Below are 12589 nucleotides of genomic sequence, written 5' to 3' on the forward strand. Positions count from 1 at the left end.
TCCTCAAACTACGTGAAGATCAATTTTCACTTGCGTCCGTTCATTAATGAATGAAATATTTTCTGATTTTAGAAAAACAACTAAGCTCGATATTGAATCCTCGAACTCAGCTTCACCCTTCAGGATGATAATGACATATTCAGCTAGGGATTTTATATGCAGCTCAATCCGTGATGGAGGCATACTTATCCTTAAACATTCGAATAATTTATTGAAGAAGTTCAGTATGAGTATTTCCTGCTCATGCGAATAGTCTTCATAAAAATCTTTATATTCCAACCTAATGTTAAAACCATATGTGTCATTAAATATTGCTATCGCATCTTTTAATAAAATTAACGTTTCGATTTTCTTATATGGAATTCTAAAAGTAGAAATTAGTTTTCTGATGTTTGAGTAAGCTTCATTTAACTCACACCTCATCTCTGAAACATTATCAACCTGAGAAGAACTAATGATGATTGGATCCCTTTGAAGAAGGCTAATCTTTATCTTTAAGTATGATAAAGACTGTGCTATCGAATCATGAAGTGTTTGAGCAATTGTGTTTCTTTCTTTAAATAATAATAGTTGTTGTTGTTGTTGCTCTTTGTAGTAAAGAGATAAGGATTGAGACAGCAAGTTGCAAAATGCAAATATTAATTGTTCTGTATCATGTAATATAGTGACTTCATTTGAAAAGAAAAATTCTATGTAACCATAATCATTATGCGCATCTCCAATGTTCCATAACCTATTATTATATTCACTCTCAATAGGGGATTTGACATCTGCATTATTAATACATAATGAGCAACGCATAGAAGCACAATGTAATGGCCTCACGTTCTCACCAAAGGTGTATAAATGTTTGACCGAATTTTTATGTGGATCATGAATATATACTTTTATTTTTCCAGCCCCAGTGTATCCGATTAATTCTTTCATGAAAGGAGCTAAAACTTTGCAGTTGAATTCTTGATTTTGAAATAATCTACAACTGCGATAAAGGAATTCTAAATGCAAATTCTGCAAGTTAAGTTTATGCGTTTTTTCAGCTACCATCTGTTCCAGATCGCTGTAGGTATGCTTAACAACCTCTGACATATTGTTTAATGCATTGCCAAGCTGCCACATCTCATCGCGGTAATCATGTGATTCAGAATCAAATTTTGAACTAAAATCACCATGCTGAATGTTTTTAGCCATTAACAATAATTTTGACCACGGTCTAAAGAAACGCTTATTTAAGCTATAAATTGCGATGAAGGAAAACAATATAACAATTAAAGAAGATGCTTTTTGAAGGCCATTAATCACTACGATCTTAGATTCTGTTTTGTTTTCAATGCTTTTGATTATCTTCTGTAGCAAACTAATAAACTCTTTAGAGCGGTTAATGCTTAATGGTGTTGCTACATCACCAGATTTTAAGTGGGAAAGAATGTTTTTTAATTTTGGATCCCACAAACTGTTGAGTTGTATGTATTCTTTATTAAGGTTGTGCTTTTCAGCCGTGTTAATAAAAAAAGGATCATGCAGAATTGATTCAACGCTATTAACCGCTTGCACTTTTTCATCAACAGACAGTGTTCCTGAGAGGAGTGCATAGACTTTCATTCTAATTGAACCAATACTATTTATCACATATGCATTCCCTTGGATGCTTGATGACAAATAAATCGATGCACTCATATTAAATATAGATATGAGGCATAGTGTACATATAATTGACGTTATAGAAATTGTAATAGACAGTTTCTTCCAATACTTCAATAGTATGTTCACGAATTTGACACTTCCTAAGATTGTCACTACTGATATTTATACCTTTTAGATACCCTAATAAAAATACCTCAAAGTAAATACCTACAATATTCCAGACATTAGCCAGCTCATGATAAAGAAAGTCTTGTTGAAGCTAAGTGCATGATTTTGTTGTGGTTAATTTCAACCCGCACCCCCCTGTAGTAGGTAGTTATCGAAATATTCATCATTTGTAATACATATGTTCAGTTGATCTAAGTCAATAAAAAATATCCATTTAAATTGTTTATTGGAAATTGTGTACCCCAACACTAACCGGTGAGCAAAATGTCCATATATCAAAAATATAAAGATGGATGTGAAGACAGTCACACAAATAAAAGAAATAACAGCAAAACGCTCGTTGACTGGAATCCTGATGACAAGTGCTTTTGGATTGAGAATGGTTCTCATATTGCCAGAAGAAACCTACTGATATCTATCCCTTGTCTACTGATCTCATTCTCTGTGTGGATGATATTCAGCGTAGTAGCAATGAACTTGCCTTTAGCTGGTTTCACCTTTACAACAGACCAGCTGTTTCTGCTGACTGCACTCCCGTCACTTACTGGAGCTTTAGGACGGATTCCTTACTCATTTGTGATCCCAGTTTTTGGTGGCCGGAGATGGACAGCATTCAGTACCTTGTTGCTTATGATACCTATGTCATGGTTGACCATTGCAGTGCAAGACACCACAACGCCGTATTCAACATTTCTAATAATCTCTTTGTTATGTGGGTTTGGTGGTGCCAACTTTGCATCTAGTATGGCTAACATCAGCTTGTTTTATCCAAAAACTCAACAAGGAAAGGCTCTTGGTTTAAATGGGGGGCTAGGTAACTTGGGTGTCAGTGTCATGCAGATGCTTGTACCTATCGTAATTTCTGTAAATATCTTTGGCCCTTTCGGTTTAGGTCAAGGAAATCCTGATGCATCAATATGGCTCAGCAATGCACCCTTAATATGGATGCCAGTAATATTGATATTGAGTATTGCAGCGTGGCATTTTATGAATGATATTGCAGCACCCAAAGCCTCGTTTAAAGAGCAATGGGTAGTGTTAAAACAAAAACATCTTTGGATTATGAGTGTTTTATATTTGGCTGCCTTTGGTTCATTCATTGGATTCTCTGCGGGGTTTGCAATGCTCGCTAAAACTCAATTCCCTGATATTGAAATAATGAAATATGCTTTCATAGGGCCATTATTCGGCGCATTGATGAGGCCAGTTGGTGGCGTTTTATCAGATAAGCTGGGCGGTGTTAAAGTCACCTTTGTTAGCTTTTGCTTAATGGCTACGTTAGTTGCGGTTTTGTTTTCAACTCTTCCATCAGATGCAGGGCATGGCAACTTCACCTATTTTCTAGCTGTCTTTATGGCTTTGTTCTCATGCGCAGGAGTTGGGAGTGGTTCTACATTTCAAATGATCGCCGTTTTGTTTAGGGGGATGATGATAAAAAGGAATCTACAGCGATATGATTCAGAAGCTCAAGCCTTAAAAAAATCAGCAAATGATACAGCAACAGCATTAGGATTCATCTCAGCAATAGGTGCAATTGGTGGTTTCTTTATTCCAAACGCATTCGGCTTATCAATAGCTCTCAGCGGAACACCAATTAATGCGATGAAAGCTTTTTTAGTCTTCTATGTTATTTGTGGGCTAATAACATGGTTTGTATATGGAAAAGAACTCAATAAATAGAATGTTACTATTAATGCATATGCATATGGAGCAGTAAAATGAGCAAGTTTCTTGACAGGTTTAACTATTTAAAGACATTAGGTGAAAAGTTTTCTGGTGAACACGGCCAAACGTACAATACGAACAGAGATTGGGAAGATGGTTACAGAGACCGCTGGCAACATGACAAAATTGTACGCTCAACACATGGCGTGAACTGTACTGGTTCATGTAGTTGGAAAATCTATGTAAAAAACGGCTTGGTTACATGGGAAACGCAGCAAACTGATTACCCTAGGACAAGGCCAGATCTCCCAAACCATGAGCCTCGCGGCTGCCCAAGAGGGGCAAGCTACTCGTGGTATCTGTACAGCGCCAATCGACTGAAGTACCCAATGGTCAGGAAAGCGTTGATTGAGCTTTGGCGAGACGCAAAAAGTAAGCACAAAGACCCTGTTCTAGCATGGGGTGCGATTGCTTCCGATCAGAACGTATCCAAAAAGTATAAGGCTGCCCGAGGTAGAGGCGGTTTTGTTCGTAGCACCTGGAATGAAGTTAATGAGATCATTGGAGCGGCAAACGTTTACACCGTAAAAGAGCACGGCCCAGATCGCGTTGTTGGCTTCTCACCAATTCCAGCGATGTCTATGGTTTCCTATGCCGCAGGTGCAAGATATTTATCGCTCATCGGTGGCTCTTGCCTTAGCTTCTATGACTGGTATTGTGATCTTCCTCCCGCATCACCGATGACTTGGGGAGAGCAAACAGACGTACCAGAGTCAGCAGATTGGTACAACTCCTCATACATCATAGCCTGGGGCTCAAATATTCCTCAGACTCGTACTCCTGATGCTCACTTCTTTACTGAAGTTAGATACAAAGGCACCAAAACTGTCGCCATAACTCCAGATTATGCTGAAGTAGCTAAGCTTTGTGATCACTGGCTTAACCCCAAACAAGGTACAGACAGCGCGTTAGCATTGGCTATGGGCCATGTCATTTTGAACGAGTTCCACGTTCAACATAAAAATGAATATTTTGTTAGTTACGCAAGGAAATATACCGATTTTCCGATGTTGGTCAGATTGACCAAACGACCAGATGGTAGCTATGAAGCAGGACGCTTCCTGAGAGCATCAGATTTGGTCAATAACATAGGTGAACAGAACAACCCTGAATGGAAGACCATAGCGATTGATGAGGTTTCTGGTGATCTGGTCGCGCCACAAGGGTCGATTGGCTATAGATGGGGAGAGGATGGAAAGTGGAATCTTGAAGAGACCGCTGGGCAGTCCAAGACACCAGTCACTTTGTCTGTTGGAATAAAGGAACCTCAACATTTAGTTGAGGTGGCTTTCCCATATTTTGGTGGATTGGAAAGTGAGCATTTCACACCTGTTGAATTAGAAGAAGTTATCAGAAGAAAAATTCCAGCTAAATCCATCGTGTTGGCAGATGGAAGCCAAGAATTTGTGACCACCGTCTACGATCTCACCGTGGCTAACTATGGTGTAGAAAGAGGGTTTGATGACCCTAGCAGCGCACATACCTATAAGGAAGTGAAGGCATATTCACCCGCTTGGGCAGAAAAAATAACGGGTGTACCACAAGATGAGATTATCCGCATCGCTCGTGAGTTTGCTGACAATGCAGCCAAAACACATGGGCGCTCAATGATCATCGTTGGTGCAGGCATGAACCACTGGTATCACATGGATATGAATTACCGTGGTTTGATTAACATGCTGGTATTCTGTGGTTGCGTAGGACAGAGCGGTGGTGGATGGGCTCACTACGTAGGGCAAGAGAAGCTTCGTCCCCAGACGGGCTGGCAACCGTTGGCATTTGGCCTAGATTGGCAAAAGCCTCCACGCCACATGAATGGGACGTCTTTCTTCTATAACCACTCTAGTCAATGGCGATATGAGAAGTTAGATGCCCAAGAATTGCTTTCACCTTTAGCTGATGCAAGTAAATATAGTAAGCATCTCATTGATATGAACGTGAAAGCAGAGCGGCTGGGTTGGCTTCCTTCAAGCCCTCAGCTGAATACTAATCCACTGAGTATTGCTGAACAGGCAAAAGCGCTTGGGGTAAGCCCTGTAGAGTTCACGGTTAACTCGCTGAAGGACGGCAGTATTCGTTTTGCTGCTGAGTGTCCCGAAGATCATTATCCACGCAATATGTTTATTTGGAGATCAAATCTTCTCGGGTCTTCAGGTAAAGGTCATGAATACATGCTCAAGTACCTGTTGGGCACAGAACATGGCATTCAAGGAAAAGATCTCGGCTCATTCAGTGATAGCAAACCATCTGAAGTTGATTGGAAAGATACCCCAACCCAAGGCAAGCTTGATCTCGTTGTGACTCTAGATTTTCGGATGTCGAGTACCTGTCTGTTTTCAGACATCGTGTTGCCTACTGCAACCTGGTATGAAAAAGATGATATGAATACCTCGGATATGCATCCATTCATCCATCCATTGTCAGCAGCTGTAGATCCAGCCTGGGAAGCAAAATCCGACTGGGAAATTTATAAGGCAATTGCAAAAGCGTTTTCTGAGCTCTGTAAAGGACATCTTGGCGTTGAAACCGATGTGGTTACATTGCCAATGCAGCATGACTCTCCAGCAGAAATAGCCCAAGCGTTTGAAGTAAAAGACTGGAAATTGGGTGAATGTGATCTCATTCCAGGAAAAACTGCACCACATATAATGACCGTTGAGCGCGATTATCCTAACACCTACGCAAGATTTACATCCTTAGGCCCACTCCTTGATAAGCAAGGAAATGGTGGCAAGGGTATTAATTGGAACACAGAAACCGAAGTAGACCTTCTTAAAAAACTTAACTACACACACCATGATGGCGCGAATGCTGGGCGGCCAAAGATTGACACTGCAATTGATGCGGCTGAAGTAATTCTTACTTTAGCCCCAGAGACTAATGGTCATGTGGCTGTTAAGGCTTGGAATGCATTAAGTAAGCTGACTGGCCGAGAACATGCACATCTTGCTATCAACAAGGAAGAGGAAAAAATTCGTTTCCGTGACATTCAGGCTCAGCCGAGAAAAATCATATCTAGCCCAACATGGTCTGGTTTGGAAGACGAGCATGTCTCGTATAACGCAGGTTATACAAACGTTCATGAGCTAATTCCATGGCGAACCATTACTGGTCGTCAACAGCTGTATCAGGATCACCAATGGATGCGTGATTTTGGCGAAAGTCTCATTTCATATCGACCACCAATCAATACCCAGACTATTAAAAATATTATGGGTAAGAAGGGTAACGGTAACAAAGAGAAAGCTCTGAACTGGATCACTCCGCACCAGAAATGGGGTATCCACTCAACATACAGCGAAAACTTGTTGATGCTTACACTGTCTCGGGGTGGGCCAATTGTTTGGATAAGTGAAGATGATGCTAAAGATCTAAAAATTGAGGATAACGACTGGATCGAGGCATTTAATATCAATGGTTCATTAACTGCTCGTGCAGTGGTGAGTCAGCGCGTCCCTGCTGGAATGGTAATGATGTATCACGCTCAAGAGCGCCTGGTGAATATTCCAGGCTCCGAAATAACAGGACAACGTGGTGGGATTCATAACTCCGTTACTCGTGTCTGCCCTAAACCAACTCATATGATTGGCGGATATGCACATCAGGCTTATGGGTTCAACTATTATGGCACAGTGGGCTCTAACCGTGATGAGTTTGTTGTCGTCCGCCGCATGAATCAGGTTAAATGGCTTGATGACGAAAATAATGACTATACACAGGCTGACAATATGTACAGTAACAAGGCAGGGGAGAAGTAAAAATGAAAATTCGTGCGCAAATTGGAATGGTGCTAAACCTCGATAAATGCATCGGATGTCATACTTGCTCTGTTACTTGTAAGAACGTATGGACAAGTCGCGAGGGAATGGAATACGCCTGGTTTAATAACGTAGAAAGCAAGCCAGGCGTGGGCTATCCAAACGATTGGGAAAATCAGGATAAATGGAAGGGTGGCTGGGTTCGAAATATCAATGGAAAAATCGTTCCAAGAATGGGTAACCGGATTGGCGTTTTAGCCAAGATTTTTAACAACCCTGACATGCCGACTATTGATGACTATTATGAGCCTTTCACCTTTGACTATGAGCATTTACATAATGCTAAACAAGGTGCGCATCAGCCAATAGCACGTCCACGTTCACTGATTACTGGTCAACGTATGGACAAGATCAACAATGGCCCAAACTGGGAAGAAATCTTGGGCGGGGAATTCACTAAGCGTTCACAAGACTACAATTTCAACCACATCCAAAAGGAGATGTATGGACAGTTTGAAAATACGTTCATGATGTATCTCCCTCGGCTTTGTGAGCATTGCTTGAATCCTGCATGTGTGGCTACTTGCCCTAGTGGGGCAATATATAAACGTGAAGAAGATGGCATTGTCCTTATTGACCAAGACAAATGTCGTGGTTGGCGTATGTGTCTTACTGGTTGCCCCTACAAGAAGATTTACTTTAACTGGAAAAGTGGTAAATCTGAAAAATGTATCTTCTGCTACCCCAGAATTGAGTCTGGTCAACCAACCGTCTGCTCTGAAACATGTGTTGGACGAATTAGATATCTGGGAGTAATCCTTTATGATGCAGATCGTATTGAGCAAGCAGCATCAACTGAAAATGACAAGGATTTATACAACAAGCAGTTGGAGATTTTCTTAAATCCACATGATCCTGCTATCATTGAAGAAGCCTTAAAGCAAGGCATCACTCAAAATGTTCTAGATGCTGCTCAGAAGTCACCTGTGTACAAGATGGCGATGGAATGGAAGCTTGCACTCCCATTACACCCAGAGTATCGCACGTTACCGATGGTATGGTATGTACCACCTCTTTCCCCTATCCAATCAGCCAAAGATGCAGGCTATTTAGGTGATGATGGTGTTCTACCAGATATTTCTAGCTTGCGAATTCCTTTACAGTATTTGGCGAATCTGTTGACCGCTGGCGATATAGCACCTGTTAAGAGTGCACTGAATCGTATGTTGGCAATGCGTCATTATAAGCGAGCTGAAACTGTAGATAAAAAGGTGGATACCAGCGCATTAGAGCAGGTTGGTTTAACTGAACACCAAGCGCAGGAAATGTACCGTTATTTGGCTATAGCTAACTATGAAGACCGCTTTGTAGTTCCTTCCAGTCATCGCGAGCTAGCACGAGAAGCATTTCCTGAAGCTAAAGGGTGTGGCTTTAGCTTTGGTGATGGTTGTAAAGGTAGCGACACTAAGTACAACCTGTTTAATAGCCAGAGAATTAATGCCATTAATGTATCTACAAATCCAAGTGAGGATAAAAAATGAAATCTTTAAAGATCATATCAATCCTCCTGGACTACCCAGATATTGATCTGTGGGAAAACAAGGATGAAATCTTTGATTGCATAGCTGAATGTAATGAGCTGACATCGGCACAAAAATCATCAATATGTGATTTTGTAACATATGCGTTTGATCGTTCTCTACTTTCATTCCAAGAAATATATTGTGATATCTTCGACCGTGGCCGTTCCACCTCTCTGCTTCTTTTTGAGCATGTTCATGGTGAGTCGCGTGATCGCGGACAAGCAATGGTAGACCTGCTTAAGCAATATGAAGATGCAGGATTTTCTCTTAACAAAAGAGAATTACCGGATTTTCTTCCTGTTTACTTGGAATACCTTTCAACAAGAAATAACGCTGAAATTATAGAGGGGTTGTGTTTTATCACTCCGATCTTGGGGTTGCTTAAAGAGAGGCTACTCAAAAGAGAAAGCAAATACCATGTTCTATTTGGGGTTCTAATTGATCTATCCATGACAGAGTACGATAGCGCTCTTATAAGCACACAAGTTATGAAAGAGGCTGATGATGCAACACCCGCTGCGTTAGATGCTGTTTGGGAGGAAGAGCAGGTGAAGTTTTTAGGAGGAGAATCATGTCCCAGTTCAATTCAATCGATTCATAGCAACCGATTTAAGAATGCAGTCGTACCACAGTACCTTGAAATTGGTGAGGCAAACAAATGAACTATATTCATAGCTTCTTCTTTGATATATACCCATATATTGCAGTTACCATTTTTCTACTTGGTAGTTGGGTTCGTTACGATTATGGGCAGTACACTTGGCGAGCAGGATCAAGCCAGTTGCTTGATAACTCGAATATGAGGCTGGCATCTGGACTGTTCCACATTGGCATTCTTGGTATCATCTTTGGCCACTTTTTTGGCCTGTTGACACCTCACTGGGTATATGAGTCCTTCTTATCATTGCAAGCAAAGCAACTCATAGCTATGAGTGCTGGCGGTGTCTTTGGTGCAATGACGTTGTACGGTGGTTATCTGCTCTTAAAGCGGCGTCTGACAAACGCCAGGATCAGAGCAACATCATCGACTGCGGACATCTTGATTTTGGTGCTATTAGTATCCCAGGCGGCGCTTGGCCTTCTTACAATTCCATTCTCCGCCTTCCACCTTGACGGCAGCATCATGATGAAGCTCGTCAGTTGGGCACAAGATGTCGTGACATTCCAAACAGGGGCCTCTAATAATTTAGAAGGGGTATCTGTTATCTACAAAATTCATATGGTTTTAGGTATGACTTTGTTTGTTGTCTTTCCATTCTGTCGATTGGTACACGTTTGGAGTGTACCGCTTGAGTATCTAACTAGACGTATCCAGATCGTAAGGTCTCGTCGTTAACATGATTAGGGTAGTAGTCGCAGTGTAAACTGCGACTACTATTTATCAGGTGTAGTATGGTATATCACGTATCAAATAAGAAGTTTGTGACTAAGTTAGTCGAACCTTTCTTTGTCGCAATTTTCTGGCCAACTCTGCTGTTGTTGGCATCTGAAGTTACTGGTTTACCAATAACCGAAGAGTTATATCGCAATACAATTTTATTCTCATTGCTAATATTCATTATTACGGCGGCAATAGATATAAGATACATTTATATCGCAAGAAAAGTAAAATTAGAATTGAGTTTCAGTGGCATTGAGTTTCATTGCCATAAAAAACACCTTTTTTTCTCATGGCGCCAAATATCTTTAATTAAGTTAATCGAAAGCAAGCCTGGCTCTAGAGTGCTACATATACTTCCTGACAACGAAAACATTGATTTGACTTTTTTAGAAAATAACGATCAAATATGTGCTCAGGTTCTGTTTTATTGCAAGGAATTCAATGTTGAATATGAGTAAATAGTTATCTACATAGTATAATACTATGCAGGAAACGAGGGCTTAGCACAGTTTAACTTCGAGTTTTAATTTTTAACATGTAACTGACAGCCATAATATTTATAATGAACGCAAAATTTCAAGGCATCTAGATGCTTAGTGATTCAACTAATCATGGTTAGTCAAGTTACGCCACATATAGTTCTCGTTAATATATGCTGGATTTGATTTTAGTTTTGATAGTGCTTCATTGATATCAGATATGACTTTATCACCCCACTCGGTTTTCGGTGCGGCAACATAAGTTGATATTTCTTTTGGCTGTCCAGCTATCGGAAGAACTTTGAACTTCCCTAGATAAGCCTTTTTATTTAAATCAGATACTGTTGATGAGCCATACCCAAACTTACTTTCTGTGTAATAGATAATTTCCTCTGGGTATGCAACGGTAAAACCATTTACATCTTTTAATAGCATATCCAGGACATTACCCATCGGAGCATTGAGAGAGTAGTTAACTCTCTTATTTGTTTTATCTTTAATTGCGAGGTCAAATTTACTTCCATATGAACGAGATGCTATGAAATAGCCAAGTTTATCCTTCGATTGAATCAACCGAAGCAAATCAACACCGTCTCCATCAATTATATACTGCTTATAAGTGTTAAGCTCACTGGATGGTATGATTACATGTGGTGCAGTTGATAGTGTTTTATGAAAAGTAGAAAATGTTTGATACTTCTCTCTTTCAGGTGTCTTTATCATATTTCCACAAACAACTTTCTGTCCTTGCTCCATCATATGCCGGATCCTGGCGATGTTAGCCCATATGATCACATGGTTATACTGGGGCAATTCAGCTCTGATCATAGCGTCAGTAACATCAACCACACCTCTACCTGAATAGCTACCATCCTTAATATAAAATGGAGGGATATCATATTGAACCCAATGGATTGTCTCTTTTGCAGTTACATCGACAGATATAATAAAAGAGATGAGTATTAGAAGAATCCTTTTCATGGCAATTTCACCTCTCTATTATACTGATATAAACCATAGTGCGGCGATTAGTCAGCAACATTAACATCTTCACAAGAAAATATTGGCATACGTATGCGCTTTCGTAGGTAATGACTCCAATCAGTTGAAATGGTGTCTTTCTATAAAGGCACCAATCACTTTCTCGTGGAGCTCAACGGAACGAGAGAAGCAGATGGTCTTGCGAGCCAATCGCTTGATGCGCGTTCTGAGCGTCAGGTTGTTACGCTCGATACGCTGGGTGAATATCTTCCCGGTCAGATGCATCTCGCTCGGCACCTCTCTGGCATAGCTTCCCCAGTCATCACTGGTGATAAAGCCTATCTGGAACGGAGAAAGCAGGCTCAGCAACCGACGGCATGTCTCATCGTTGCGTGGGCCAAAGGTATAGGCCACGACTCGTTTTCTCTTGGTATCAAAAGCATACCAAAGCCAATGTTGATGCTGTTTATTGCCGACATAGGCCCACTGTTCATCAAGTTCACAGATAAGCGCCACGTCATAGAGCACCACCTTCTCGGAGGTTACTTGCCTTGGGGCGAGTTTTTTAGGGTGCGTATGACGGTGTTGATGCCAATCTTGAGGACGCGAGCAGTATCACGAACACCTGAGCCGTTGAACGCCATATCAACAATCTTGTCTTTGACGCCAGGCTTGCGGGCTTCATAGGTGTAGGTGAGCTGAAACACGTGCGGACAGACGGGGCAACGATAGCGAACATGGCCAGCAGGGGTCTTACCATGGCGATATACGTGGTCAGAGTTGCAACGAGGACAGTGAACGGGGATGGATGCCATGAAGCTGTCGGTCTCAAAAGAGTTCATCATATCAACTCAACCGATCGGATGCATCACC

The 12589-nt window shown here is 41.0% G+C and carries 9 protein-coding genes; 6 read left to right on the forward strand and 3 right to left on the reverse strand.

Annotated elements, in window-relative coordinates:
• Positions 1-3: 3 nt before the first annotated feature.
• Complete coding sequence (locus AB5Z05_RS13060; RefSeq protein WP_180349347.1) at positions 4-1626, reverse strand: histidine kinase; 1623 nt, start codon at positions 1624-1626, stop codon at positions 4-6.
• A 447-nt stretch (positions 1627-2073) separates the two neighbouring features.
• Between AB5Z05_RS13060 and AB5Z05_RS13065 the strand changes: the two genes are divergently transcribed.
• The 6 genes from AB5Z05_RS13065 to AB5Z05_RS13090 all read left to right on the forward strand — a co-directional run bounded on the left by AB5Z05_RS13065 (position 2074) and on the right by AB5Z05_RS13090 (position 10714).
• A complete protein-coding gene (locus tag AB5Z05_RS13065) occupies positions 2074-3489 on the forward strand; it encodes a NarK family nitrate/nitrite MFS transporter (protein ID WP_058055685.1) in 1416 nt (471 codons plus the stop codon).
• A 38-nt stretch (positions 3490-3527) separates the two neighbouring features.
• Positions 3528-7292, forward strand: coding sequence for a nitrate reductase subunit alpha (locus AB5Z05_RS13070; protein ID WP_042024866.1), 3765 nt, complete (start codon positions 3528-3530; stop codon positions 7290-7292).
• A 2-nt stretch (positions 7293-7294) separates the two neighbouring features.
• Positions 7295-8833 carry a nitrate reductase subunit beta gene (gene narH, locus AB5Z05_RS13075; protein ID WP_042084597.1) on the forward strand — a complete coding sequence of 513 codons (1539 nt, stop codon included), beginning with the start codon at positions 7295-7297 and terminating at the stop codon, positions 8831-8833.
• The gene (narJ, locus tag AB5Z05_RS13080; RefSeq protein ID WP_042024867.1) at positions 8830-9537 is read left to right on the forward strand and encodes a nitrate reductase molybdenum cofactor assembly chaperone; all 708 of its coding nucleotides are present in this window, start codon (positions 8830-8832) and stop codon (positions 9535-9537) included. The genes narH and narJ overlap by 4 nt, the downstream gene beginning before the upstream one ends.
• Positions 9534-10211, forward strand: a complete 678-nt coding sequence (gene narI / locus AB5Z05_RS13085; RefSeq protein ID WP_127006651.1) for a respiratory nitrate reductase subunit gamma — start codon at positions 9534-9536, stop codon at positions 10209-10211. Before narJ ends, narI begins: the two co-directional genes overlap by 4 nt.
• Positions 10212-10297: 86 nt before the next feature.
• Positions 10298-10714: a hypothetical protein gene (locus AB5Z05_RS13090; protein WP_127006650.1), complete on the forward strand. Its 417-nt coding sequence runs from the start codon at positions 10298-10300 to the stop codon at positions 10712-10714.
• Positions 10715-10861: 147 nt separating this feature from the next.
• Here the strand turns inward: AB5Z05_RS13090 and AB5Z05_RS13095 are convergent, their stop codons facing one another.
• Both AB5Z05_RS13095 and AB5Z05_RS13100 read right to left on the reverse strand, forming a co-directional pair.
• Positions 10862-11716 carry a TIGR02285 family protein gene (locus tag AB5Z05_RS13095; RefSeq protein WP_127006649.1) on the reverse strand — a complete coding sequence of 285 codons (855 nt, stop codon included), beginning with the start codon at positions 11714-11716 and terminating at the stop codon, positions 10862-10864.
• A 120-nt stretch (positions 11717-11836) separates the two neighbouring features.
• Positions 11837-12531 (reverse strand): IS1 family transposase gene (locus AB5Z05_RS13100; RefSeq protein ID WP_197495595.1). Its coding sequence is split into 2 segments (ribosomal slippage): positions 11837-12285 and positions 12285-12531, totalling 696 coding nucleotides; the frame shifts between segments, so codons are not numbered across the junction.
• Between the last annotated feature and the right edge of the window lie 58 nt (positions 12532-12589).

Origin of the sequence: Aeromonas sp. R2-4, assembly GCF_040908365.1 — a bacterium.
Lineage (GTDB): Bacteria > Pseudomonadota > Gammaproteobacteria > Enterobacterales > Aeromonadaceae > Aeromonas > Aeromonas veronii.

What these genes read in the sequence shown, in the direction of transcription:
- AB5Z05_RS13095 (WP_127006649.1), bottom strand. Translation starts at nt 11,716, where the DNA reads ATGAAAAGGATTCTTCTAATACTCATCTCTTTTATTATATCTGTCGAT.
- narH (WP_042084597.1), top strand. Translation starts at nt 7,295, where the DNA reads ATGAAAATTCGTGCGCAAATTGGAATGGTGCTAAACCTCGATAAATGC.
- AB5Z05_RS13070 (WP_042024866.1), top strand. Translation starts at nt 3,528, where the DNA reads ATGAGCAAGTTTCTTGACAGGTTTAACTATTTAAAGACATTAGGTGAA.
- AB5Z05_RS13065 (WP_058055685.1), top strand. Translation starts at nt 2,074, where the DNA reads ATGTCCATATATCAAAAATATAAAGATGGATGTGAAGACAGTCACACA.
- narJ (WP_042024867.1), top strand. Translation starts at nt 8,830, where the DNA reads ATGAAATCTTTAAAGATCATATCAATCCTCCTGGACTACCCAGATATT.
- narI (WP_127006651.1), top strand. Translation starts at nt 9,534, where the DNA reads ATGAACTATATTCATAGCTTCTTCTTTGATATATACCCATATATTGCA.